The organism is Bacillus haimaensis (assembly GCF_048270625.1).
GTDB classification, from domain to species: domain Bacteria; phylum Bacillota; class Bacilli; order Bacillales; family Bacillaceae_I; genus Sutcliffiella_A; species Sutcliffiella_A haimaensis.
Genome location: NZ_CP158164.1, coordinates 3,407,851 through 3,433,365 on the forward strand (window position 1 = coordinate 3,407,851; position 25,515 = coordinate 3,433,365).

Here is a 25,515-nt window from a genome sequence, read left to right on the forward strand (position 1 = left end):
AGTAATATTTGTTTTTACTTCAGCAAGATTCACCTCAGATAAGGCATGAGCAATTTATCTCGAAACAGAATAGGAGAATGCTAATTGAAGAAGTTGACCATGAAAACGGTATTGGCCGGATCGATTGCCGCCTCTTTACTATCTGGATCCCTATACCAGGTACAAGCACTCGGGGCTTCGACCGATAATGCCTCAAAAGAAAATCCATCCATCGTATCCTTTGACAGCAGCATAACAGGAGATCATACCATCACCCTTATCACCGGAGACGTTGTAAAGGTTTCCACTCTTTCGGACGGCAAGTATGTCATCAACGTCGAGCCTGCCCAAAAGAATGGGGACGGGGTCCGGATCATCACCACAGAAGAGGATACCTTTGTATTCCCGAACACCGCCATGCCCTATCTTGCAGCCGGGAAGCTGGATCATGACTTATTTAATATTACTAAATTAATAGAGTACGGATATGACGATAAAAGCCTCGCTTCCCTGCCGGTGATTGTCGAATACGAAGAGAGCAAGGCAAGATCTTTTTCCTCAAAGGGTGCACCTGCTCCTAAAGGCTCAACAAAAACAAAAGAACTTGAAAGTATCAACGCTGCCGCCCTGTCTGCAGATAAAAAATCAGCTGAAGTATTCTGGGAGGATGTTATTGTCCAAACAGCCGCTTCCAGCATAGAAAAGCCGGAAGATGCCCTCTTCCAGCATGGTGTGGAAAAAATCTGGCTAGATGGACGTGTGGAAGCATCCCTTCATCAATCCGTTCCACAGATTGGAACTAACACAGCCTGGGAATCCGGCTTTACAGGTGAAGGCGTAAAGGTCGCCGTGCTAGACACAGGAATTGACGCCCAGCACCCAGACATTGCCCCTCAACTGGACGGAGCGGTGAGCTTTGTACCCGGCGAAGAAGTAACGGATAAAAATGGTCACGGAACACACGTAGCCTCTACGGTGCTTGGAACAGGTGCTGCAGACGGAAAGTCAAAGGGTGTGGCTCCCGATGCTCGTTTACTTGTCGGAAAAGTATTGAGCGATGCTGGATCCGGCCTTGAATCATGGATCATCGACGGCATGGAATGGGCATCCGAGAATGCGAAAATCGTTAATATGAGTCTTGGAAGCTCTGAGCCTAGTGATGGAACGGATCCGATGGCACAGGCAGTCGATAGACTCACAGAAGAAAATGGCACATTATTCGTCATCGCTGCAGGAAATCGAGGCGGCGAAGGAACGATTGGTTCCCCAGGTGCAGCTGATGCGGCATTGACAGTCGGGGCTGTAGACAAGGCGGACAAGCTTGCCTACTTCTCTTCCAAGGGACCGCGCTATAAGGACATGGGATTGAAGCCTGACTTATCCGCTCCTGGTGTAAGTATCAACGCAGCTCGCTCCCAGTTCTCTCCTGGCAGCGGAAGCTACAAAAGCTTGAATGGAACATCCATGGCTACCCCTCACGTAGCAGGTGCAGCAGCCATCCTGGCACAAAAATATCCGGAATGGTCCGGGCAACAAATCAAAGAGGTGTTGATGAACACAACAAAAAAACTTGATGGCTATCAGCCGTACCATGTCGGGACAGGTCGTGTGGACATCGCAGCTGCCCTTGAGACTCAAGTAAGGGCCACGGGCTCCATCTCATTCGGCTTCTTCCAATGGCCGCATGACAATGCAGCCCCTGTCGAGAAAACCGTGACGTATACCAATGACAGCGAAGCAGATATTACGCTGGATTTGGAATCAACGTTTACAAATGCAGAAGGAAAAGCTGCTCCATCCGACATGCTGACTCTATCGGAAAATACCATCACCATTCCAGCAGGCGGGACTGCAGATGTACACGTGACCCTCGATTCCAAGCTTGCTGAAACTGGTTCCCGCTACCAAGGCTTTATTACGGCAAAAGCTGCTGGAGAAGCAGTCGTTCACACTACGATGGCGATGGTGAAGGAAGAGGAAAGATACACCCTCACTTTAAACGCCAAAGACCGTAAAGGCGAACCGACAACTGCCTATGCTGTACTTTTCAGCGAAACCATGCAACCTTGGGTATATGCTGTCAATGGCACGTTGGAGCTCCGCCTTCCACCTGGAACCTATTCCGCCATGTCCCTGATGGATGTGGATATGGACACAGACCATGCCGGTGTGGCACTCGTAGGAAATCCTGAAGTGAAGCTCAATGAGGCGAAAACCGTTGAACTGGACGCAAGTAAAGCAAAAGAAATAACTGTAGAAGTACCGAAAAAAGCCGAACCGATGTTCCAACGTATGGAGTATCACCAAACAATCGGTAATATGCCGGTGACAAGCCTGTATGTGATGCCTGTCTGGATCGATAAACTGTATGCTGTCCCAACGAAAGAAACCAAGTCCGGATATTTTGAGATGCTCACTCGTTGGCGCTTGACCAAGCCTATGTTGACCATTAACTTCAATGGCAAGGAATTGGATGATATCCCGTTGGCAGGAAGCACCCGATTGGATGGAAAATACAATCTTTCCACTGTCTATGCAGGGAAAGGTGCTCCAGCTGACTTTGAACGCCTTAAAGCAAAAGGCAAAGCGGTTGTTGTAGACCTTAACAGCGAGGTATCCGTATCCGCTCAGGCTACTGCTGCTGCAGCCGCCGGAGTAAAGCTTCTTATCATCGTCAACAATGAAAATAAAGAATTCAGTGTCTATGCCGGTACTCCGGAGTATACGGACAATCCTATTGCCGTTGCCGGTATCAGCAAACAGGAAGGCGACAAGCTTGTAAAAGCTGTACGCTCAGGTAATGTCAAGCTTCAAGTCGAAGGTGTAGTGGATACTCCTTATGTATACGACCTTGTGGATGCGCATGTAGGCTCCATACCAAAAGACTTGAAGTACGCTCCAAAGAACAAGGAATTAGTGACAATCGACACCCGCTATAATTCCCATGTCGAAGCGGCAGGTGGCGAATTCCGATATGACCTACGTCCTCACACAAGAGGCGCTGTCGGGTTCCTTTTCAAAGTAAATTACCCGACAGCCCGTACGGAATACGTATCCGCAACCGAGGGTACCAGCTGGTATCACATGGCAAAGTTCCTGGATACCCCTTGGGAAATCCGCCAGCCGCTTGCCACATACACTGGCGGACAGAAAGTGGTGGAAAACTGGTTCTCCCCTGTTGTCCGTCCAAGTCTTGGTACAGGATACTGGGGTCCACACCGCCAAGGAAATTATCTTCAATTCAATTTCCCTGCATTTGCTGATGGCGGTGTTGGAAATACCGGAGGGGCAGACTATAACTACTCCGTCCAAAATCAGACAATAAAGCTCTACAATGGCGATACATTAGTGAAGGAAGGCAAGGGCCAAGCGTTACAGTCCGGGATTATCGCTCCTGTTGAGCGCACCCAGCTCCGTGTCGTGACAGAAGCGAAGCGTGATGCAGAACGCTTCAGGACTTCCACCCTCACCAATACGGAATGGGTCTTCTGGACCAAGAATAAAGAGGGAGAGAACCTCTGGAAGCACGATCTTCCATTCCTGTCGCTCAACTACAAGGTGGACACAGATGTAAATGGGGATGCATTGGCAAACCGTCCAACCGACCTTGAGATTTCCGTGACAAAATTGGAAACTGCACTGGACTATGGAAATGTCGAAAATGCAACATTAGAAGTTTCCTTCAACGAAGGGAAAACATGGAAGAAAGTGAAGCTCACTCGCGAGGGAGACTCATTTACAACTTCCATTCAAAATCCTAAGAATGCAAAATTTGTCTCCCTAAGAGCAAGCGCATGGGATGATGAAGGGAACAAGATCACGCAAGAAATCATTAAGGCATACGGATTAAGATAAATCTCAAAAAGGAAGCCGCCTGCATAAAGGGGATGCGGGCGGCTTTGCTTTTATCTCAAACAAATTGATTGTTTCTCCTGAATTTCTCGACGAGCGCACCCGCATAGCGGTTTGCATTCGCCATATCGTTTTTGGACATGTAATAATCAAACAGCTTCACAGCATAATGCTCCTTCGTCATGACATAGCCCTTTTTATCAAAATGCGGGAAAGCCCGCGACTCGAGATAGTGATAATACTGCTCTTCTTCCCCTAAAATGGAAAACTGGTGCATCGTAAAGAGATGATTAAAGGTCGAATCCGTAAAATTCCTGCATAACGCCAGACCCTCTTCCACCAGCTTCAGCAGCTTTTCCTTCGTCGTCTTCCCTTCTTTTGTCAAGGAATTGATGTACCCTTCGAGCGAACCGAGGTATCTTGAATCAGAGGTATCCCGCGAATCCATTGATTTTTTGTAATATCGGCCCGCCTCCGTGAAAAAGCCATGACGCAGATTCAGATAGCCAAGATTATGATGCAGCATCGCTTTCTGATGCTCCAGGCCATAGTCCCCTGTCATATCGATCAAACGATGATATTCACTGCTTAGAAATTGATAATCTTCCGACTGCTCCAACTGAATGAGCATCAGCATTTCCGCCTCCACAATCCGGGAAAAGCTTCTTATTTTAGTGAAAAATGCCAGCGCCTTATTCGCATTGAAAAATGCAAGCACCTTTGAATTGAGGGAACTGTATGCTAAGGCGAGATCAAAGTAATATTCCTGATTCGGGTAATGCTCCAGACTGATTCGGTCAAGAAAAGAAATAGCCGTGACGTAATCGTATTTTACGCCTAAGTGATAGATCCCCTTAATGTGCAAAAGCATATTTTCCTCATAATCGGATAGACCGGTCCATACGTCCATTTCCGCTAGCAACGCCTGTGCTGCGTCGGACTTTCCGATAGACAAATAATACCTAGTGAGCACGAGTGTATAGGAACGGTAGAAATCCTGGCTATGCAATAGATGGATGCCATCCAACTGCTCTTTGATGGAGTCCGCTTTGGATTTGAGCTTCTTTACGATCGCGGCATGCCAGTCTTTTAACAGCAATTCGACCCTTCGATAGTTCTCCAGCTCCTCCTCCATCCTGATGCCCAATCTTTTCGATAACAATAGAATGGTTTCCTCAGAGACCTCTGTGAGACCCCTCTCAATTTTGCTGATATGTGTACTTGAACAAATCCCTTCTCCTAAATCCTTCTGTTTTATTTCATTTAGCTCACGATAGAATTTGATTATCTTACCTTCCAGCATGATTCCCATCCCCTATGTTCTATCAAACTAATTTTTTCTTATCCTACCATAATTTCCGCCTAAAAAACCTTGAAAAAAATAATATTTTAGGAGTAGTTTTATTGCGCAAAATATGATAGAAACCTGAAAAACCCAACCTGGAAGTGGGCTGGATTTCCCGAAAGAATTATTTTGGGTGGACAGTCAGCATCCCTTTAATGTTTTCGTTCACATAATCATGGTGTGGCTTGCATTGGTACGTATAGGTTCCCGGCTCCGGATCGATGACAAGCAGCCCGGTACGATCCCGTTCCATATGCACACTTGCATCAAGCTCCGGAAAGCTGAAAATATGACAGGCGTTGTCGGATTCGTTGATGATACGGAGAACAAGCGGCTCACCTTCTGTTATTTCCATCGTCGCAGGTTCGGCTGAGTCCGGCTTCATGACGATAGTCGGCAGTTGCTCGATGGTAGAGGCATTAACACCGGTGACCCAATGCAATTGAAGGTAAATACTTGCAAGAAGTGCCATGGTGGTAGCTCCATATAGAGCAGCCTTTAGCTTAGGAAACCATGACGGATCTTCAGTCATTCTGCCCTGGTTGGCAAGGAGCCCGGCAATAGAGCTTATCAGGACTGTGAGAACGAGCAATGCCGTCAAAAAGCTGATACCGAAGAACGGATTGCTTGCCTCCCTCATCGCATTGTACTCCGGGTCGATACTGCGGAACATCGAGATGATGAAACTTGGCACAGTAAGAATAGAAAATAAAAGTCCATAGAGAATGCCAAAGATCGGGGTCCACTTCCATTTTGCTTTTAGTAAAACGGCAGCAATGATGATGGCAATGACTCCATTCATCACATGGATGGGCGGAAAATGTTTCAGCACGAACGCGCCGGAGATTGCAATGGTTACAACTTGTAGCATGAGGACCGTCGCGGCGAACCTTGTGTAGCTGTTTATCATGTTATACTTTCTCCTCCTTTTTTGGTGATGTGAAAATATTCCTCCTTCTTAGCTATATTACTCACCGAGCAAAACATTTCCTTTTTTAGTAAATCTTCTTGATGGAGAGTGCATTCCTTGTCTTTCTTGATATTATTTATGTCGATTTTTATCGAATGTTGCGTTTTGTGCATAGAAGCTCATTTTTTCATCGCAAAAAAAGTTTTTGTGCATAATTTTTTTTTGCACGAAAACCTGTCAGAATTCATCGTATATCCAAATTTTTGAGCACAACGATATTTGCTGTCTTACGTAACGGTGAGAAAATACGGTAAGCCTAGGAAAAATCAGGGACCAAAAAAAATCCCCATCAATTGGACGGGGATTTTCCTCTTTTATTCGCTCACTGGACTCGAAACCTTCTCAAGCCTCTCCAAAATTCTTCTCTTTTGATATAGCATCGTCCCGGTTTCGGACAAATCACTGATCATTGATCGATTGGCAAACGCACCGAAAAGTATTCCGGCAACCGGTACCATCTGAAAAAGCTTCTTCCAGCCGAAGGACTCCGTAAAAGTCAATGTCACCTCTCGCCAGCCCTGGAGCTGGGAAATGACTTCGCTTGATTTCCGTTCGTCGTTTCTGAAATCTGCCAACTCATTTAGAATGGCACTCTTCCCGACATAATCAGCTGTGGAAAACTGAAGGCATTTTAGAATGAAGACCCTCTCCTTTTTGTCGTTAGGGTCGTACCCATGAATGACCGCAATCTCCTGAAGGGTCTTCAAGGATATCGCAAGGATTGCCGGAATGTCGATGGCAAGTGTAAAAAAACCACCTATTCCGGTGCTTGCCCCCTGTAGCGTGGCAGCCGTCTTTCTTCTACTTGAGAGCTCAAGTGACACCTGTTTCATCTCGCTGACAGGTGCAGCTTGAATGTCCGATAGCTCATTTGTATTGCGCCCCGTTTTCTTTTCATAAAATTGCAGCACCGACTTTTCACTCGTCAAATACTGCCCGCCATTTTGGATATAGCTCCCAAGCTCATCCAGGAGGCTCCCGATCTTCGTTTGGATAAATTTCGGCGTCACCTTATCAAGCAGCTTGAATGGCAGACGAGTCAACCGTTCCCAAAACCATATGCCCTTTTGATCTTTTTCCCATTTCTCGATAACCTTCAATTCATTCAAAAGGAAGTCCCTTGTTTCCATCTTTTCATCACCTATCGCCATTAATAATTTATATATATTATACACCAGAGGGACAGGTCGGATGGTCCTTAACTAGGTGGCGGGGTCTGTCCCCTGTATTCATGTTTGGAATAGAAAAACGCCTGCTCACATTGCTATTATGCAAGGAGCTGGCGTTCATAGTGTGGATGGGACAAGGGACCTGTCCCCGTCAGGCGACGCTTTCCCTGTTTTTGACCATCACTTCTGGGTGTGCTTTGCGGATGACGGATGGTCTTGCCATGATGAGTACGACGGTTACGAGCATGCTTGCCGAAAGGAGCAGTACCCATTGTCCTGGAAAGATGTCATAGAGTATGCCATAGATGACCATGCCGAGTGGGATGAGTGCCATTGCCATTGTTTCGATGATGGAAAAGACCCGTCCTTTGTATTCGTCGTCGATCGTTTTTTGCAGCATGACTTGAATTGGGGTGTTGACGACTATAATCATGGAACCAAAGCAGAACATGAGCAGCATATAGTAAGAAAATTGTATCCAATATGACATGGACAGTACAAGTGGCAGAGAAATGCCTCCCATGATGACGCCAAGTCCGACTATCCCCCATTTGGAGACTATAAGTGGATAGCGAACTTCTTTTCTGGCAGAAAAATAGATGGACAGGAGCAGCATTCCAAGGGAGAACGCCCCCTGGGTCAAGCCGAAGTGCTGGGACTCCACACTCAATTTTTCAATCAGGATATAGGAGTACCCGACTTCAAATGCCCCAAAAAGGAAATTGATGAGCAAACTGATCCAAAGCATGATCATGATGACAGGCTTCAGGCGCAGATAGCCTATTCCAGCTTTTATGCTTTGCCACATGGTCTCTTTCACGGTTTCTTCAGCTTCCTTTTTCTGTCCGGCAGTGAATAGTCGGAAATTCATCGTTGATTCAAGGATGACGGCAATGATGGAAGCCATGATATAAATAATTAGAAATACCGGAATGGATACGGTCCCATACAATAATCCGCCTACCGCAGGGCTACCGATCGCGGCAAAGGAGATGGACATTTGATTAAGGGCCATTGCCTTCTGGATTCGATCTTTATCAATGAGTCCTGTAATGGATGAAGTGAATGCAATACCGGAAAACATGGAGGTAAGCGACAAAATACATGTAGTGACATAAACAGCCGGGAGGGAGAGTCCTGATGCAAGGATAAAAATAAGAAGACCTGTTATCGCCAAGGTGGTGGCAATCTGCGAGACGATGACAATCTTTTTTCTAGAATATCGGTCTGTGATGACTCCGGCAAATGGAGCTGCCAGTGTACGGGGGAAAATATTGCATATCAGGTTCGCCGCAAAGCTCGTTGCCGATCCCGTTGTCTGTAAAATGTAAAAACTGATTGCGAATGTATAGACCTGAGCACCAAATGAAGCAACAAGCTTACTGATCATAAACGTATAAAGATGATAGGTTGCCCTTTTTAATTTATAGCTTTCCTCCATTAACAACACCCCAATTTTCAAAAAGTTTAATTTCATTAAACAAATCATATCACAAACCGCTCTTCCCTTTCAAGCAAAAGTTTAATATAATTAAACAAAATAGGCGATAGAAGGAGTGCTTCATCCGAATGCTTGGAGATCGAATACGAAAAATTCGTAAACAGAAGAAAATGACCCTGGATACACTAGCTGGGACAGGACTTACAAAGGGAATGCTCAGCTTGATTGAAAATAATAAGGCGAACCCTTCCATGGAGAGCCTCACCTATATTGCCGTGCAGCTTGGCGTGGAAATGACAGATCTCTTGGAGGAAGTAAGTTCCGAGGAGCTGAGAAGTGTTTTGGAGCAAGCGGAGAAAATCCATAATACACCGCTTGCTGTTCTACCAGATAAATCTATGCAATTGATCGAACTGATAGCACCAATCGTTGACAAGTTAACGCAAGGGTTCGAAGGTGCCCGACTATTGGAGATTTATAGCTATGCCCTTCAACGTGAAAAGAAGCCAGACTGGCAGAAACATTTGAAAAGGGCAACTGACCTTTTTGATCAGATGAATATCTCCTCCAACCGGACCGCAATCGGGATATTCCTATCGAATATTTCGTTTCAAGAGCATGACTACAAAAAGGCTCTCGAAACTTTCATGACCGAAAGGAAGGAAATCGAAAAGAATCATGTCTATATTGAACCATTGGCAAGGCTTGATTTGGACTATCATGAAGCAATCCTGTTGTTTGCTGTCGGGGAATACGAAGCTGCTGTAGGCGCAATGGAAAAAGCGCTCTCCTTCTCCAAGGAAAAGCGGATTTTCTATCTGATCGACGACCTGTACCGGCTTGCTGCGGCACATGCATGGATGGACGGTAATAAAAGAAAGATGGACTATTATTTAAAAAAGCTGAAGCAATACGGGGAATTTGCTGATCACTCATCCTCCATCTACTTTTACAGATTGTTTCAAATCATTGAACTGATATCGGAAAAAAAGGAATACAACAAAGCGCTCGATAAAGCAGAGAGCTTCCTATCCGATCCCAAACGAGTGAAGGACTATGATACATGGTTCAACCTAGAAAAAGGAAAGGCCCTCTATTATCTCGGGCGTTATGACGAGGCCCTGCAAGCAATAGAAAAGGTGGGCTCCATAGATAACCACCACCCAATCGACCTGACCAACCACTATATCAAGGACACCTTCAAAGCACTGATCCTAGCGGAACTAGGCAGTCCCAAAGAAGCCATCACCGCTGCAGAAAAAGCTGTAGAGAACCTTGACCCAATGCCAGACTCACAGCTGAAGAGATTCAGTCAGGAGGCTTTGGGGAAAGTGCGAGGGGACAGGTTTCTGTGACCCTACTAAAGAAGGGGCCAGACCCCCGTTACGTTAATGCGTTAACGCAGCGAGGGTCAGGCCCCTGTGAATTCGTTTAGTGGGCACTGGACCTGTCCCCACTAATCATTTCTGCTGTAAAAATGGGGCAAGTCTAGTCATTTGCACCGGATCTACTTCTTCTATTTCCATGGCCTTGATGACTAATTCTGATAGTTTTGTTTTTTCTAGAAAGGGACCAAGCTTCACCAGGTGCTCGATTCTGACAGATTGGAAATCCAGCTTCTCGAGTAATTCACCGAGTATTTCCCTTTTTACAAAAGGAGCTATTTTCACCACATCAGATCCATCTGAACCTGTGACATTTAGACGCGCTGCGACTTTATGGCTGTTCTCCCCTAAAAATGGTGCGATTGACTTGAATTGCTGCAGGGAAATTCCTTCCTCTTCTGTTCTTTCAATGAGGATGAATAGACCTTCCTCGGACAGGAACGGTGCAAGAATCTTCACATGCTCCCAGGTCACATCAGCAAGATCCGTCCTCTCTACCAGCTCATCCACACCGCTACCGATAAATGGCGCAAGAGTTATCACATCCTGGATGCTTGGAGGGTTTTCACTGCTAGCCATCAGCTTTTGTAGAAGCTCTTTTTCAACAAAAGGTGCCAAGGAACGGATCTGCTTCCAGGTAACGTTCTCTATTTGCATTTTTCCGGCAGCCTCAGTGAAGGTTTCTTTTTCCAGAAAAGGAGCTAGGCCAATCAGGTGGTCCAACGAAAACTTATTCCCATCCACTTTGCTGATGACTTTTTCCATCAAGCTTCCTTTTACGATTGGTGCAATGGAGACCAAGCCCTCGAGGTCGGATTCCCCCTGGTTGATCAGGTCTGCGGCAGCTGCCGGTTCATTGAAGGACAGCCTCTCTACCACTCCTCCTATTCTCGATTGCCCGTTATCTCCACCTTCCAGGATCCTATCGACACTTGTATCAAATATTCTGCTGAGCTCCACAAGCGTCCCGATATCCGGAATGCTTTCTCCGCGTTCCCATTTTGAAACCGCCTGATGGGATACGTTGACCTTATCCGCCAGCTCCACCTGTGTAAAATCCCTCTCCTTGCGCAAAGATGAAATAAAACTCCCAATCAACTGTGTATTCAACATTACCTATCCAACAACCCCCTTCAATTCGAATTACAGAGCGCCCTGTTACAATCATCATAGCATCAGGGTGGATTTTAGCATATCAACTCTTGGTTGAATAGAAGGGGCCTGACCCCCGCCACGTTAAAGCATTAACGCACCGGGGGTCAGGCCCCTTCTTTATTTATTCATTCAAATCTCCATTCCCCACCGCTCCTGCTCTGTTTCCTTCAGATGCTTTTCTGTTTCTTCCGGATGGACGGTGCGGAATTTGTGGTGATCTGCTGGGATGATTTCCACCATGACATCGATCATATCCTGTGGATCGAATTCTTTTAGTTGTTTTTCCTGTTCTTTCATATCTTCTTTTCTGGTAAAATGCTTCTCTTCCTCGTACCATTTCCATTTTTCTTCTGCTGCCCTTTTATTGAAGCCAGTTGCGTATGGACCTGGATTGATGGTTGCCACCTTAACCCCGAACTCTGCAAGCTCCGATTTCATCGTTTGGGCAATCCCTTCAATCGCATGCTTGGTTGCCGTATACGGCCCTACATATGGGGTTGCAGAAATGCCGGCCATGGAGCTCATGAAGACAATCTTCCCAGATCCTTTTTTCACCAGCTTACGGGCCGCATACTGAACAGTCTCAAGGGTGGCAAATACATTCACCTCAAACAACGCGCGAAACCTTTCCATCGGCACTTCCCCAAGCGGTCCACCTTCATTGATTGCAGCGTTGGCCACAAATACATCAAAATCATACTTATCGATCTCCTCCAAGTCGAGCCGGTTCGTGATATCGAGCTTAAAAACCTCCATATCCAGCCCCTTTTCTTCCGCCTCGCGCATAAGATCCGTCTTCTGGGAAGTCAGCTCCGTCGTCGCAATCACACGATGGCCGTTCCTGGCAAGGACAAGTGCAGCTCCCCTGCCAAGGCCTGTACCGGCACCTGTTATGAAAATCGTTTTGCTCATATTGTTTTCCTCCTCACAAAGTTCGCTATCGTTCTTTGTTCCCGCTAGGAGGATGTATCAAACGTAATTTGGGGACAGGTCACTCGTCCCATTCAGTGGGACACGGAACCTGTCCCTATCAACTTCAAAAACTCTTCTTCTTGTAAAATTTTTATCTTGCTTTCCTTTTTCATCAATTCGTGGGCTTTTCTTTCCTTCGTGCTGAGTCCGTCAGGGCCAACGATCGTAGGGTCCTGCTGTCCTACAATGAGGTAGTCGGTCTTGCCGCTGACTCCGCTTTTGATGACGGCACCTTTATCAACCACCAGTTGCATGGCCTCCGCACGGTCAATGCTGGTCAGTTCGCCCGTGAAGACGAGGTTCTTTTCAAAAAGCGGATGCTTGTCATCAAATGCAGTGGCGGTAGGGGTGATATCACTTACCGAAACAGCGTTGAATGTTTTCCTCACATTCGACCTTCTTGTTCTTGTTTTTGTGTAAAAACTCGTCTGAGGTTTCAACTCTACAAAGCTCTTAACCGGAATCGATGAGTACGTGCTGCAGAAGCTTTGGAGCGACTTCCGTTTTTTCATGTCCACACATCGCAAGACCACTTCCGCACATGCCCTTGCATCGGACAGGGCATTATGATGATGGTCAAGCTCCACACCAAAATGCTCGGCTCTTGCCTTCAGCGATCCCCCCACCTTGAATCCGTTCAATCCGCGCGTGCTTATCGGAATGCTGCAGGCATATTTGAATTCCGGCATCTCCAAGGAGTAGTGAAGCAGGGTGGTTTTTAAAACACTCATGTCAAAATAGGCGTTGTGTGCAACAACCAAGGTATCCGAATGAAAGAACCCGCTGATTTCAGCCCATACTTCATCGAATGTCGGCGCATCCTTCAAATCCTCTTCCGTCAATCCGTGCACCTTCGAGAAGGATTTATCCACCTTCATCCCTGGTGGTTGAATCAAAAAGTACTTCTCGTCCACAATCCTGTTCTGATCCACAAACACCATCCCAATGGAACAGGCACTGCTCAAATCATTGTTTGCTATCTCAAAATCAAGCGCAATAAAGTCCATTGTCGTCTCCTCCTTTTCCCACTATCATAACACGGGGACAGGTCCCTCGTCCCGGCCTAGGGCGGGACATGGGACCTGTCCCCCTGTCTCATCGATACACGTCTTCACGCGTGTGAAATCCGTCTCGGATGACCGTTTCATCCATATTCTTTTTGTCCACCGCTATCGGTGCGAGCAGGACGGATGGGACTTCTATCTTGCCGTTGTTGACTTTACGGTCGGTGTCGATGTATTCGCCTTTGGCCATGCGCACTGACAGCTCGGCAACCTCTTGGGCCAATGTTTGGATTGGCTTGTAAACAGTCATCGTCTGTGTTCCTTGGACGATCCGCTGCGCCGCCATGAGCTCCGCATCCTGGCCGGCAACAGGAATCTTGCCTGCGAGTCCCTGTTTTTCCAGTGCTTCAATGACCTTTCCAGCTGTGGCGTCATTGGCGGCAATGACGGCGTCAATGTCATTATTGTTGGCTGCTAGCGCCGCTTCCATGTTGGCAAAGGCGTTTTCAGGCAGCCAGTTTTTCGTCCACTGGTCATACACCACCGTAATGTCGCCCTTGTTAATCAGTGGCTGCAACACATTAAAGACGCCTTTTTTGAACAGATGTGCATTGTTGTCCGTCTCCGCCCCGCCAATGTAGACATATTTGCCTTTAGGGACGAGCTTCGTGATCGCCTCTGCCTGCAGCTCTCCCACCTTTTCATTGTCAAAAGAAACATACAGGTCGATATCCGAGTTTTTCACCAAGCGATCGTAGGAGATAACCCTTATACCGGCGAGATGCGCCTTGTTGACGATGGCTGCGGTCGCCTCGGCATTATGCGGCACCACCACTAGCAAGTCGACACCTTCTGCGATTAGCTTTTCGGCCTGCAGCACCTGTTCGGCGTCATCCCCGTTTGCCGCGAGTATCTTCACTTCCGCTCCCAAGGCCTCCACCGCCGCCTTGAACAGATCCCTATCCCTCAGCCAACGTTCTTCCTCAAGTGTATCCATCGAGAAACCGATTTTGATTTTGCCATCATCGACCGTTTCTTTTTCAGAAAGCTTAGTAGGAACCACCGGCTTCAATGTTGTCACTGTATTTTCGCAAGCAGAGGCAACACTGACAAGCGCCAGTGCCAACATGAAAAATAAAACACGCCAAAAACCCATTTGCCTCTCCTCCTTTTATCCTGATCACACTTTATTGCCAAGCAATGTTTTCCTATATTCCTTCGGAGACATTTGGCACATTTTCTTGAACACCTTAGAAAAATAGTTCGGATCGTGATAGCCGACCTCAAAGGTGATTTCCTTGATGCTTCTCTCCGGATCCCCCATCAGCCTCTTCGCTTTTTCGATGCGGCATTCTGTAAGAAAATCAATATAGTTGACGCCTAGCTTTTCCTTGAACATTTTACTGATATAGATCGGGCTGAGTCCTACTTTATCCGCCAGGGCATCAAGTGTGATGTCCTCATGGGAGTGTTCCATGATAAACTGCTTCAATTGGTGCATCGTGTCCGCTTCCATGCGAGCGTAATGCCCGATATAGGCCTGCCTCATACGATCCAGAAGCTGCCCCGTTTCTGTCCGAAGTTGACGGTAGTCCAATAGGTTAAAAGAATACATCGGCGTACCGATCTCCATCCCCATTTCACTCAGCACTCGTGAGGCCACCCATAGCACCTCCTGCACCCGTTGCTGTGTATGCAATAGCTCAGCCCGCTCCTTCTCCAAGCATTGAATCATGTTCGTTACATAAGAACGGATCTCGTCCCACTGTCCAAGCCTGACTTCATCGGCAAATTCTTTTTTCTGATGCCTGTTCAGGTCCGCCTCACTGACTGCCCCCATGACCGGAACATCCGAAAAAAACCGATACTTCACAGGCAGTCCTGTATTGACTGTTGCCATGAGCGCATCATGATAGGATTCCCGTATCCGATTCAGCGAGTCACACACGCTTCCGATCCCCACAAACAAGCCTTTTCCGGGATCGGCACTTCCTAAAGCCAGGATTTCTCGAGCAAGTGCTGTCGCCTGCGTCCGGTACGACCTCGACCGATCACGAAATACGATAACCGGAAGCTGCAAACCGTACAATGCTCCGATCCATCCGCTCTTTGTCGCCCTCACCTTTTCCTTCACAGATGGATAAAGATACTCTGAACCTTCAGGCAGCATCAAGAGCATCACAAACATCTCATCTGTCGACGGCGTATCTAGCATCTCGACCAGCATATCCAGATGTACTTCATGCACATGGTCGAACAGGAGCTGAGTCACGACGTCCGTTTCTACAAGCGACAGGGTTTTCTGCAACGCTTCCTGCTGCACCCTGCTTTCTGCCAGCTTTGTCTGCTCCTCTTTGATCTGGCCGATCACTTTTCCGACTGTCACCACGATTTCGCTTGCTTTGCTCGGTTTTAGTACATAGTCCTTTACACCAAGCTTGATTGCCTGCTTCATATAGTCAAAGGTGTCGAACGCGGTGACCATGATGAATTTCACTGCAGGATGGTCGGCACTGATCAGCTCCACCGCCTCAAGTCCGTTCATTCCTGGCATTTTTATATCCATTAATATCAAATCAGGCTGGAATTCCACCGCCATCTCCACTGCCATTCTACCGTTTTTGGCCTGCCTGATTACAATTCCGGGAAACCCTTTTTCCAGAATGGCTTGCATACCTTCGCGTTCTATTTGTTCATCATCCACGATCAGGAGTTTTATCATGCCGCATCGACTCCTTGTTTTTTTATTTTCAAAATGACCTTCGTACCCCGGCCTTCCGTGCTTTCGATATCGATGACATCCTCATAGCCGTAGAAAAGGCGGAGGCGTTTGACGACGTTGCTGAAGCCGATTCCTGTTGAATGGCCTTCTGATAGGACCGGCGTTTCGTTGATAATCTGCAGTCTTTTTTCTTCCGACATTCCCATTCCATCGTCCTCGATTTCAATGCGGACGTGGTCCACTTCATCCATCACTCTAAACCAGATGACGCCACCGTCCTCTTTCGGCTCGACTGCATGAATGACGGCATTTTCGATAATCGGTTGAAGTGTCAGCGCGGGAATATTCATTCCGAGACAAGTTGGATCGACTTCCATATGCAAGTGGAGTCGGTCTGTGAACCTGGCTTTTTGGATATCCATGTACTGCTTTAGAACGACCACTTCTTCATGTAGCGTCACCGAACGATCCAATTGCTTCAGGTTGTAGCGCAGGATGCCCGCCACACTCACCAGGAGATCGCTCGTTTCCTCCGAGCCTTCGAGGTACGCCTTTTTTGACAAGGTATTTAATGTGTTAAAAAGAAAGTGCGGGTTGATCTGGCTTTGCAGGCTGCGAAATTGGCTTTCCTGCAGGAGCAACTTGCTCTCCTGGAGTTCGCGCTCGAGCTGGGCCTTATGCTTGATCTCCGAAATTAGATTGTTGATGTTGATCCGCATCCGGTCGAAGGTTTTTGCCAAAAAGGCGATTTCATCATTCGTATCGACCTTGACCGGCTGGCCGAAATTCCCCTTGGAGAGCTCATTGGCCGCTTTCGTCAGCTTGTATACCGGCCTCGTAATACTCAACGAAAACCAGTACGTCACAAGCAGAAGTACGCATGCAATCAAAAGTAACACCCAAATTCCGAGCTTCATGACCTCTCCCGATTGCTCGATAATCCCTCTGTAAAAGCGGTTGTACGTCTTCAGCTCCGTATCAAGGAGTGCGAGTGACATTTCCGACATATATGTGGAGATTCGCGTCGCTTCGGTAAATTCATTTGCTGAGGCTTCACTGTCATTTTCCGAGTGGAACAGAAGCAGGCGGTCGGTCGTTTCTATAAAGCTATCAATCAGGTTGATGTAGTTCGTCAGGGTAAAATTGTTTTCCGTGTTCCGCAGCTTGGAGACGTCATTTTTCGCCTGTTGGATCTTCTCCTTGCTCTCGTCCAGCCGCTCTCGGTTCCCTCTGGAGGGCTGTATCATATAGTTGTTGAGATCGGTAATGACCTGCTGGCTCGCGGTCGTCACCTCGTTCATGCTTAAATACCGCTGCAGGATCTCATTGTACTGCTGTTGGGTTTTATGGTTGTAGTATGTAAGCGCTAACCAAATTACCGACATGATGACCAGTACAACCGAGGTGAGCGTCAATATTTTCTTTTGGATACTGGTCATTGCACATCCGCCGCTTTCAGGATTGTAATCTCCGTTAAATATCCGCTTTTATCAAGTGGCACGGTCACGCCATTCAGCCATTCCATCATCAGCTGCACACTGACCTGCCCCATCATTTCCGGCGACTGCTCGATCATTCCGTCAAGCTTCCCCTGCCTCAGCAAAGTCAATGACTCCGGTCCATCGTCAAAGGAATAGATGTGATACGGTTCAACCTGAGAGCGCTTACCAATTTCCTTGATCATGGCCCCCGCCACATTGGCATTGACCGCAATGAAGGCTTTTGCATCCGGTTCCTTGTTCAGCACGTCCCTGGTGGAAGCGGTGATATGCTCCCGGGTATCTTCGGTTGCTGCATGAACCATCTCGATGTCAGGGTAATACTGCAGTACTTCCTCGATTCCTTTCAAACGCTCCTGTTGGTAAAATTCCTCCTGTCTGTCGTACATGAGCACGACACTGCCTTCCTCTCCCATCTCGGCTAAAAGCTCGCGGGCTATCATTTTTCCGGCCAGATATTGATCCGAACCGACATACGTTCTGCGAAGGCTCTCATTCATCGGCACATCATTCGCAACTGTGATGATGGGAATACCATAAAAGGAGGCCTTGATTTTCGTGAGGTCCTTGAACTCCTCGGTGTCGAGTCCTTGTATGATAATGCCATCCACTTTTGACTGAATGGCTATTTCGATGCTTTTCAAAAATTCTTCCTCGTTCTTTCCGTAGCTTCCCCAGACCTCCAGGCTTGCCCCTTCCATCTGGGCTTGCCTCATCGCACCGCTCGCGACCTCATCCCAGAAGGGTGTCTCCCTATCTTGCGTAATGATGACGAGGCGATGCTGCTCCTCGCTCTCGGTTACCTTCGGAGGCATTTTCCAATCCGAGCGAAAAACTTTGTTGGCGGATACGAGGGTAAAATTACATAGAATTGCAATCAAAATGCATAGCACAATAATACTAGTTTTCCGCAAGAGATCTGTCTCCTTCCCCTCCATGATGCTAATTTCATCATATCATCTATTCAAAATTGCACAATACTTGCTGATAGAACCAATGATTGGCAGATTAAAAGTTTTTGTAGGATATTTTGCTAGAGGAAACGAAGGAGATAAAAAAGCAGAGGGACCAGTTACAGCCCCTCAAACTATTAACGTTTTTTACGAGTCATCACATCAAAGATTACTGCTCCAGCAAGCACTCCACCACGGATCATATACTGATACGAGATGCCGACACCAAGCAGGTTCATCCCGCTTGATAAGGACGCCATTACGATTGCACCGATAATGGCACCTGTCACTTTTCCGACTCCCCCTGCAGAGGATACGCCCCCAACATAGGCTGCCGCGATGGCATCAAGCTCGAAAAGCGTTCCTGCAGTAGTTGTTGCCGATTGCAGACGTGCCGTGAAAAGGATACCGGAAAGTGCAGCAAGCATTCCCATCGAACCGAACACGATGTAAGTAATCTTTTTCACGTTGATCCCACTAAGGTGAGCAGCTTCCGGATTGCTTCCGACCGCATAGATATGGCGGCCAAGCACTGTTTTCGTAGTAAGGAAATGGTAGACGATAACGACCAATAACATGATAATAACAGTCCAGGAGAAGCCGTTATAGCCTGCCAAGATCCACGTAATGTAACCAATGATTCCGGAAACAAACAACAGTTTTAATGCGAAAATCGGCTTTGACACCACTTCAAAGTTATATTTAATCTTATTTTTACGATTTGAGAATTCACTGTAAATGTATAATAGAATACCAACAACTCCAACGAGCAAGGTTAATAAGTGCAGACCGTTCACCTGCACAAGGGAAGGTATAAAGCCGTTCCCGATCGCATTGAATTTGTCATCCTGGATGATGATGGTTCCTGTCTTTTCCGTCACCTGCAGGAGGGCACCTCGGAAAATGAGCATCCCCGCAAGCGTGGCAACGAAGGAAGGAATTCCGATCTTCGCAACCAGCACCCCGTTGAACAGTCCGATTGCCACACCTAATACTAGAATGATAGGAATCGTCACAAATACCGGTACACCATTTTGTGTCAAAAGAATAGCGGCAATCGCCCCGAGGAACCCGGCAGCATACCCCACAGACAAATCGATATGACGGATGACGATGACGAGGGTCATCCCGACCGCAAGCACTGCGATATAACCTGCAGAATCAAGCAGGTTACTGATATTACGGGAACTCATGAAGAGTCCGTCCGTCATGATGGAAAAAGTAAGAATAATAACGAATAGCGCGATGTACATGCCATAGTCGCGAATATTTTCATGGATCAACGTTCTTGCTTCTTGTATTACTTTCATTCTATTAACCTCCTAAAGCGTTGCGAGCTGCATGATTCTTTCCTGATCAGCATCCGCAATCGCAAGCTCCCCTTTTATTTCTCCCTGTGCCATGACATACACCCTGTCACTCATACCAAGCACTTCTCCAAGCTCGGATGAAATCATGATGATGCTAAGGCCAGTATCGATCAGCTTGTTCATCACGGTATAGATTTCAAACTTCGCCCCAACGTCGATACCGCGAGTCGGCTCATCGAGGATCAGCAGCTTCGGTCCGACAAAAAGCCATTTTCCGATCGACACCTTCTGCTGGTTTCCACCGCTCAGGTTTCCAACAAGCTGTTCGAGCGAGGAAGCTTTAATATGAAGGGAATCCTTATACCCATCGGCCACCTTGATCTCCTCGTTATCATTGATGACTCCGCTTGAAGCGATGCCCTTCAGATTGGCAGCGGTAATGTTACTCTTTATATCCTGTAAAAGAAACAGCCCATCACCCTTCCGATCCTCTGTTACGTAGGCGATTCCCGCTTTGATGGCATCACTCGTATGCTTCAGCATCGAGGAATTGCCGTCCCAGACTATATCCCCCTGCAATTTATAGCCCTTGGCATTGCCGAAAATGCTCAAGGCAAGCTCTGTTCTTCCCGAGCCCATCAACCCTGCGATTCCGACAATCTCGCCTTTTTTTACATGCATATTCACGTTTTTCACTACTTGTCTGCCAAGCTGCGGATCATAGGCGGACCAGTTGTGCAGCTCGAGAATTTTCTCACCAATTACCTGGTCGGGTCGTTTCGGATAGATATCCGCAATCTCGCGTCCCACCATGTTTTTGATGATGACACTTTCGGTGATTTCCCCTTTTGCCCCGTCAAGCGTACAAATGGTCTTTCCATCGCGGATAACGGTCGCCTTGTCAGCAATCGAGATGACCTCTTTCAGCTTGTGGGAGATCATGATGCAGGTGATTCCCTGCTTTTTCAAATCTCTCAATAGGTCAAGCAGGTTTTCGCTGTCGTCCTCATTAAGTGCGGCAGTCGGCTCATCCAGAATCAATAGTTTGACGTCCTTACTGAGTGCCTTTGCAATTTCGACCAGCTGACGCTTTCCGACACTCAAATCCTTCACAAGCGTGTCCGGTGTAATGTCCAGCTTCACTTTTTCAAGGAGCTTTTTCGCTTCGACAATCGTCTTGTTCCAATCGATAAAGCCGCCATGCTTCACTTCATTTCCGGCAAAAATGTTCTCATACACCGTCAGGTCCGGAAACAGAGCCAGCTCCTGATAGATGATGGCGATGCCTGTTTTCACACTGTCACTGATTTTGTTAAACTGCTGTACATCGCCTTCAAACACGATATCGCCCTCATAGGTTCCATACGGATACACCCCGCTCAGCACCTTCATCAGCGTGGACTTGCCCGCACCGTTCTCCCCTATCAAGCAATGAATTTCGCCTGTTCCCACCTTGAAATTCACATCGCTAAGCGCCTTCACTCCCGTAAATTCCTTCGAGATCTGATTCATCTCCAAAATAAATTCACTCATGCTTATCCCCCCTTAACAAAAGCCCATTTTCTTGTGAAAAGAGCCTAACAAAAGCACTGACAATGACGGGATAGCGGTTAAGAACCACTATCCCGCAACCTATCTTATAGTCCAGTAAACTCGCTTGCTTCGTAGTACTCGGAATCGATCAGTTCCTTCTTCACATTCTCCTGATCCACCACGATAACATCCGTCTGCTTCGCTTTAACTTCTTTATTTCCGTTATCATAAGCACCAGTTGTTTCCGGAGTTTTTCCGTCAAGGATCTCAATAGCGATTCCCATTGCATCCTTCACCAACGTACGAACATCCTTGAATACTGTCATGGATTGCTTGCCATCAATTACATATTGGATGGAAGCTTTTTCCGCATCCTGACCTGTTACAAGGAAGCTTGATATGTCGCCATCTGTTTCAAATACGTCCGCGATTGAACGAGCTGTTCCATCATTCGGAGCAAGTACTGCCACATCACCTTTAAGATCTGCACCAGCAGCAGTCAAGTGAGTTTGCGCTTTGTTCTTCGCTTCGTTTGGATCCCAGTTAGTTGTTACCTGACCTAAGATCTTACCCATTTCATCGCGAGTAAGCTCCGCTTTACCTTTTAGCTTTTCCGCTTCACTGGAGTTGGCAATCTTGAAAGTACCATCCGCGATCTTCGGTTGAAGCACGCTCCATGCACCCTCGAAGAATAGGAATGCGTTATTATCAGAAGCTGCACCAGCGTACAGGTACAATGGAACATCCTTGCCTTCTGAGTTATCGATCAAGTATTGCCCTTGTGCCGCACCAACTGCCACACTATCAAACGTTACATAATAATCCACTGCATCTGTGTTCGTAATCAGACGGTCGTAAGAGATAACCGTTACGCCTTCTTTTTTCGCCGCTTCCACAGCAGAAGCTGCCGCAGCACCATCATGAGGAGTGATAATCAATACCTCAATCCCTTTATTCAACAATGTTTCCACGTTCTCTTTTTCCTTAGCGGAAGAACCTTGGCTGAACAGAATCTCCGTTGTATATTTCGAATCGGACAAAGCATCCTTGAAACGTTGCTCATCCTGAACCCATCTAGGCTCGTCCTTCGTAGGCAAAACAATCCCGACACTCACCTTACTGCTACCCCCACTGCTGTCGCTGCATGCTGCCATCAAAGCCGTGACCAGCATCACAACAAGTAAAACCGATAAAGACTTCCACGTTCTCTTCATCACTTAAATCCCCCTTTAAATTGTCATCCATATGATTACAACTTAATTATATTGCTGGGATGATTGTATTGTAAGCGCTATCACTAGCACTCTTTTGGTATGTTCTGTACTTTTTTAAGGTATCTATTCTTTGTTACCGTCACAGGACTTTTTTCCTCTTGCTCGCGGTACGATTCCTTCGCTTTTGTGACGTCACCGCACCTTTTTCTGCTTACTCGCGGTACGATTCCTCCGCTTTTGTGCCGTCACTTCACCTTTTTCCTCTTGCTCGCGATACGATTCCTTTGCTTTTGTGACGTCACCGCACCTTTTTCCTCTTGCTCGCGGTACGATTCCTTTGCTTTCATACCGTCACAGGACCTTTTTCAACTTGCTTTAGGTAGACAAGGGGACAGGTCCGTCGTCCCACTAAGTGGGACGAGGAACCTGTCCCCATCGGTTTCAAACCAGATTATTCACTTTCTGCAAAATCTCATTCAACTCATTCGCCTGTTCGACTTTAAATGGGTATCCAAAGTTAGATGTCTGTTTCCCGTCCTTTTGTCCTCTTGGAAATCGTCTAAGTGCTGTGCTGGCACGCGGCTTTTCTGGAATATTAAATGAATCTGAATTTGCTTGGACCAATTCAGGGTGAAGCACGATGGTTGGAACTGAGTTATCCAGAAGATAGATCACCTGATTATTCTCCTCGTGCACAAACTCCACTGCTTTTTTGGTCGTGTTCGTTTTCTCGTAGTTGTTCTGTTGAAACACAGCCAGGATTTCTTCACTTAAAGGTACTGTGCGGTTCACTGTTTTCTTGGTATGTACTTGCAAATCTGATGTGGCAGCCACTTCAGACTCCGCTACTGCATCAGCCGCTTTCTCCTGCTTCAGCAAATCCAATTGCTCCTGGATATCCAACAACTTATTAAGAGTATCTTGGAGATACGGCTCCATTAATTTCTTCAGCTCATCCTCTTTCAAGACCTTTTCTTCTTGCACCTGTTTAACAGGAAGCTGATAGACTGGAGCTTCAAACTCATGGCTTACATAGATTTCCGCATACCAGACACTTAGGTCAAAAAGAAATTTGTGAGCTTGAACAGCTTCCCCTAGCTCCACTTCTTTTACCTGATGTGTGGCTACATTCCCTTTCTTTCTGAGCCATTCCAGCTTGGTATATACCTCATCCGTAATAAGGTCCTGTTTATATAATCTATTAATCTTCTCAAATGGCTTAAGTGGATAGACCTCCTCAACCCCCTCTTCCTCACAGATCATTTTCACCAAAATCTCGCTATAAAGTCGAGCTTGTGTCAACGTAGCTTGAGGCTGCTCCATCAATAAAGCCTCCACACGTCCAGCCAGCTCACCCAGCACAGCAGAAAATTTCCCTACAAAATCAAACAAAGTAGAATTACTCATCAGCTTCAATCTCCTATGTATGTAGTTTTCTATTAGTTTAGCATAAAACAATGGGGACAGGTCCGTCGTCCCACATATGAAACGAGGAACCTGTCCCCTTGTAAATAGACCAACTTGTGTGTCGACTGGCACCCAACCAATACGCCAGCATATGATATCTCATCCACAAACACCCAGGAGGATGAGCAAATATGTTTTCGAATCATTACCCCTACCAGTATCAGTACATCAACCAATACCGCCAGACTCTCGATACTTATGGTGCAAAGGGGGCATTAAATGCTACCTCTTTAACACTGCGTGAAATGCTTACCTATGCCCTTCAGGATGAATACCTGGCACAAACAAGATACAACAAGATACTTGGCACCTTTGGCTATATCCGGACTTTCGCAAGAATACAGGAAGCGGAACTCAGACATATTTCCGCATTGCTTCAACTTTTTAATCGATATCAAGTACCAGTACCACAAGACATATCACCACAATTCGTCACTCCCCCTGCAACGATAAAGAATGCATATGCAGCAGGTGTAGAAGGAGAAATAGAAAATATCGCGATGTATGAAAAATTCCTTGATTTTGATATACCTACTGACATCCGAAATGTATTTACCAGATTAAAAGATGCTTCCTTGAATCACTTAGCCGCATTTGAGAGAGGGCTGGCTAGATAATTATAGGGACAGGTTCCTCGTCCCACAATGGGACGAAGAAACTGTCCCCGTTAATTCGGTCCTATCCCCGCCGTATTCTGCAACACTACGCGCCACCCATCCGGATCCTCAAATGTAATCCCTCTCTTGCCCCAATAAGGATTTTCAGGCTCAACCGGCAAATAACCCATCGTCTCCAAGTTCCCTGCAATCCGGTCTCTCGCTTCTCTGTCGGGAATATAAAACACCAAAAGATTATCCTCGGTTGGCGCTGGGCACGGGCTTCCATCCTTATGCTGGGTGAACTCCAAGTGATAAGCAAAACCAGGCAACCCAAGCATCACCCCGTCATAACCGTCGTGCTCATTAAAGGAGCCGATAACCTTCAACCCCACCCCTTTCATATAAAACTCCACAACTTTATCCAGCTGATCTGTCGGTCTTGCAATGCGGAACTGCACGACAGGCATTTCTTCAGACCACTTTTGTCTCATTTTGAACTCCTCCTCATATGTCTATTGACCAATTCGTCAAAGGTCGCAAAAATCCTTCCGGGGACAGGTCACGTGCCCCATCCAGTTCTTTTCACCGTCCCATGAACATACGAATATAGCGTTGATTTCTTTTATGGCACACCCAAGGAGCGTGCATCATGGAGAAACGGCAACAATTGGGTAATGCGCCTTCAAGTTATGAGATGGATTGGTACTGGGTTGGATTTCTGGTATTGGTTGGGCTTTGGATTATCAGTTTTGGATTTGCCAGTTTGATTGAACCATTAGAACTTCTGCAGCTTCGTTTGGCGCTAAATGGAGTGGCCGTTGCCTATTTTCTGGTCGTCCACATCATCTACCAATATTTATCCTGGAAAAATTCATCGACATACGTTATTATTCGGTTCAACGGAAAAGAGGTCGGGAGAATGTAATCTCCCGACCTCTTTTTTCTT

At 46.7% G+C, this 25,515-nt stretch carries 20 protein-coding genes; 4 read left to right on the top strand and 16 right to left on the bottom strand.

The window, feature by feature from the left end:
* The first annotated feature begins 84 nt into the window (after positions 1–84).
* Positions 85–3,834, top strand: coding sequence for a S8 family serine peptidase (locus tag ABN702_RS17310; protein WP_417898005.1), 3,750 nt, complete (start codon positions 85–87; stop codon positions 3,832–3,834).
* Positions 3,835–3,889: 55 nt separating this feature from the next.
* Here ABN702_RS17310 and ABN702_RS17315 read toward each other — a convergent pair whose 3' ends face one another.
* The 4 genes from ABN702_RS17315 to ABN702_RS17330 all read right to left on the bottom strand — a co-directional run bounded on the left by ABN702_RS17315 (position 3,890) and on the right by ABN702_RS17330 (position 8,756).
* Complete coding sequence (locus ABN702_RS17315) at positions 3,890–5,134, bottom strand: helix-turn-helix domain-containing protein (protein WP_417898006.1); 1,245 nt, start codon at positions 5,132–5,134, stop codon at positions 3,890–3,892.
* Between the two features lie 166 nt (positions 5,135–5,300).
* Positions 5,301–6,086: a cupredoxin domain-containing protein gene (locus ABN702_RS17320; RefSeq protein WP_417898007.1), complete on the bottom strand. Its 786-nt coding sequence runs from the start codon at positions 6,084–6,086 to the stop codon at positions 5,301–5,303.
* A 374-nt stretch (positions 6,087–6,460) separates the two neighbouring features.
* Complete coding sequence (locus ABN702_RS17325) at positions 6,461–7,276, bottom strand: EcsC family protein (protein ID WP_417898008.1); 816 nt, start codon at positions 7,274–7,276, stop codon at positions 6,461–6,463.
* Between the two features lie 190 nt (positions 7,277–7,466).
* Positions 7,467–8,756, bottom strand: coding sequence for an MFS transporter (locus ABN702_RS17330; RefSeq protein WP_417898009.1), 1,290 nt, complete (start codon positions 8,754–8,756; stop codon positions 7,467–7,469).
* 128 nt (positions 8,757–8,884) lie between these two features.
* On the opposite strand from ABN702_RS17330, the gene ABN702_RS17335 reads away from it, so the two are divergent.
* Entirely contained in the window at positions 8,885–10,111 is a 1,227-nt protein-coding gene (locus ABN702_RS17335; RefSeq protein WP_417898010.1) for a helix-turn-helix domain-containing protein, read from the top strand.
* A 105-nt stretch (positions 10,112–10,216) separates the two neighbouring features.
* Here ABN702_RS17335 and ABN702_RS17340 read toward each other — a convergent pair whose 3' ends face one another.
* The 11 genes from ABN702_RS17340 to ABN702_RS17390 all read right to left on the bottom strand — a co-directional run bounded on the left by ABN702_RS17340 (position 10,217) and on the right by ABN702_RS17390 (position 23,910).
* Positions 10,217–11,254: a helix-turn-helix domain-containing protein gene (locus ABN702_RS17340; RefSeq protein WP_417898011.1), complete on the bottom strand. Its 1,038-nt coding sequence runs from the start codon at positions 11,252–11,254 to the stop codon at positions 10,217–10,219.
* Between the two features lie 171 nt (positions 11,255–11,425).
* A complete protein-coding gene (locus ABN702_RS17345; protein ID WP_417898012.1) occupies positions 11,426–12,208 on the bottom strand; it encodes an SDR family oxidoreductase in 783 nt (260 codons plus the stop codon).
* A gap of 92 nt (positions 12,209–12,300) precedes the next feature.
* Positions 12,301–13,275, bottom strand: a complete 975-nt coding sequence (locus ABN702_RS17350) for an exonuclease domain-containing protein (RefSeq protein ID WP_417898013.1) — start codon at positions 13,273–13,275, stop codon at positions 12,301–12,303.
* Between the two features lie 88 nt (positions 13,276–13,363).
* A complete protein-coding gene (xylF, locus tag ABN702_RS17355; RefSeq protein ID WP_417898014.1) occupies positions 13,364–14,428 on the bottom strand; it encodes a D-xylose ABC transporter substrate-binding protein in 1,065 nt (354 codons plus the stop codon).
* Between the two features lie 24 nt (positions 14,429–14,452).
* A complete protein-coding gene (locus tag ABN702_RS17360) occupies positions 14,453–15,994 on the bottom strand; it encodes a response regulator (protein ID WP_417898015.1) in 1,542 nt (513 codons plus the stop codon).
* A complete protein-coding gene (locus ABN702_RS17365) occupies positions 15,991–17,433 on the bottom strand; it encodes a sensor histidine kinase (protein ID WP_417898016.1) in 1,443 nt (480 codons plus the stop codon). The genes ABN702_RS17360 and ABN702_RS17365 overlap by 4 nt, the downstream gene beginning before the upstream one ends.
* Positions 17,430–18,407, bottom strand: a complete 978-nt coding sequence (locus ABN702_RS17370) for a sugar ABC transporter substrate-binding protein (RefSeq protein ID WP_417898017.1) — start codon at positions 18,405–18,407, stop codon at positions 17,430–17,432. The genes ABN702_RS17365 and ABN702_RS17370 overlap by 4 nt, the downstream gene beginning before the upstream one ends.
* A 176-nt stretch (positions 18,408–18,583) precedes the next feature.
* Positions 18,584–19,756 carry a sugar ABC transporter permease gene (locus ABN702_RS17375; protein WP_417898018.1) on the bottom strand — a complete coding sequence of 391 codons (1,173 nt, stop codon included), beginning with the start codon at positions 19,754–19,756 and terminating at the stop codon, positions 18,584–18,586.
* Between the two features lie 12 nt (positions 19,757–19,768).
* On the bottom strand, positions 19,769–21,289 hold the full coding sequence (locus ABN702_RS17380) for an ATP-binding cassette domain-containing protein (protein ID WP_417898019.1): 1,521 nt from the start codon (positions 21,287–21,289) through the stop codon (positions 19,769–19,771).
* A gap of 104 nt (positions 21,290–21,393) precedes the next feature.
* Positions 21,394–22,503, bottom strand: a complete 1,110-nt coding sequence (locus ABN702_RS17385; RefSeq protein WP_417898020.1) for a sugar ABC transporter substrate-binding protein — start codon at positions 22,501–22,503, stop codon at positions 21,394–21,396.
* 441 nt (positions 22,504–22,944) lie between these two features.
* Positions 22,945–23,910, bottom strand: coding sequence for a DUF4145 domain-containing protein (locus ABN702_RS17390; RefSeq protein ID WP_417898021.1), 966 nt, complete (start codon positions 23,908–23,910; stop codon positions 22,945–22,947).
* A 191-nt stretch (positions 23,911–24,101) separates the two neighbouring features.
* Between ABN702_RS17390 and ABN702_RS17395 the strand changes: the two genes are divergently transcribed.
* Positions 24,102–24,587, top strand: coding sequence for a hypothetical protein (locus ABN702_RS17395; RefSeq protein ID WP_417898022.1), 486 nt, complete (start codon positions 24,102–24,104; stop codon positions 24,585–24,587).
* 50 nt (positions 24,588–24,637) lie between these two features.
* Here the strand turns inward: ABN702_RS17395 and ABN702_RS17400 are convergent, their stop codons facing one another.
* Positions 24,638–25,060 carry a VOC family protein gene (locus ABN702_RS17400; RefSeq protein ID WP_417898023.1) on the bottom strand — a complete coding sequence of 141 codons (423 nt, stop codon included), beginning with the start codon at positions 25,058–25,060 and terminating at the stop codon, positions 24,638–24,640.
* A 158-nt stretch (positions 25,061–25,218) separates the two neighbouring features.
* Between ABN702_RS17400 and ABN702_RS17405 the strand changes: the two genes are divergently transcribed.
* A complete protein-coding gene (locus tag ABN702_RS17405) occupies positions 25,219–25,494 on the top strand; it encodes a hypothetical protein (RefSeq protein WP_417898024.1) in 276 nt (91 codons plus the stop codon).
* The last annotated feature ends 21 nt before the right edge of the window (positions 25,495–25,515 follow it).

Coding starts and splice junctions, on each gene's coding strand:
- ABN702_RS17315 (WP_417898006.1), bottom strand. CDS start 5,134: ATGCTGGAAGGTAAGATAATCAAATTCTATCGTGAGCTAAATGAAATA.
- ABN702_RS17320 (WP_417898007.1), bottom strand. CDS start 6,086: ATGATAAACAGCTACACAAGGTTCGCCGCGACGGTCCTCATGCTACAA.
- ABN702_RS17325 (WP_417898008.1), bottom strand. CDS start 7,276: ATGGAAACAAGGGACTTCCTTTTGAATGAATTGAAGGTTATCGAGAAA.
- ABN702_RS17330 (WP_417898009.1), bottom strand. CDS start 8,756: ATGGAGGAAAGCTATAAATTAAAAAGGGCAACCTATCATCTTTATACG.
- ABN702_RS17335 (WP_417898010.1), top strand. CDS start 8,885: ATGCTTGGAGATCGAATACGAAAAATTCGTAAACAGAAGAAAATGACC.
- ABN702_RS17340 (WP_417898011.1), bottom strand. CDS start 11,254: ATGTTGAATACACAGTTGATTGGGAGTTTTATTTCATCTTTGCGCAAG.
- ABN702_RS17345 (WP_417898012.1), bottom strand. CDS start 12,208: ATGAGCAAAACGATTTTCATAACAGGTGCCGGTACAGGCCTTGGCAGG.
- ABN702_RS17350 (WP_417898013.1), bottom strand. CDS start 13,275: ATGGACTTTATTGCGCTTGATTTTGAGATAGCAAACAATGATTTGAGC.
- xylF (WP_417898014.1), bottom strand. CDS start 14,428: ATGGGTTTTTGGCGTGTTTTATTTTTCATGTTGGCACTGGCGCTTGTC.
- ABN702_RS17360 (WP_417898015.1), bottom strand. CDS start 15,994: ATGATAAAACTCCTGATCGTGGATGATGAACAAATAGAACGCGAAGGT.
- ABN702_RS17365 (WP_417898016.1), bottom strand. CDS start 17,433: ATGACCAGTATCCAAAAGAAAATATTGACGCTCACCTCGGTTGTACTG.
- ABN702_RS17375 (WP_417898018.1), bottom strand. CDS start 19,756: ATGAAAGTAATACAAGAAGCAAGAACGTTGATCCATGAAAATATTCGC.
- ABN702_RS17380 (WP_417898019.1), bottom strand. CDS start 21,289: ATGAGTGAATTTATTTTGGAGATGAATCAGATCTCGAAGGAATTTACG.
- ABN702_RS17385 (WP_417898020.1), bottom strand. CDS start 22,503: ATGAAGAGAACGTGGAAGTCTTTATCGGTTTTACTTGTTGTGATGCTG.
- ABN702_RS17390 (WP_417898021.1), bottom strand. CDS start 23,910: ATGAGTAATTCTACTTTGTTTGATTTTGTAGGGAAATTTTCTGCTGTG.
- ABN702_RS17395 (WP_417898022.1), top strand. CDS start 24,102: ATGTTTTCGAATCATTACCCCTACCAGTATCAGTACATCAACCAATAC.
- ABN702_RS17400 (WP_417898023.1), bottom strand. CDS start 25,060: ATGAGACAAAAGTGGTCTGAAGAAATGCCTGTCGTGCAGTTCCGCATT.
- ABN702_RS17405 (WP_417898024.1), top strand. CDS start 25,219: ATGGAGAAACGGCAACAATTGGGTAATGCGCCTTCAAGTTATGAGATG.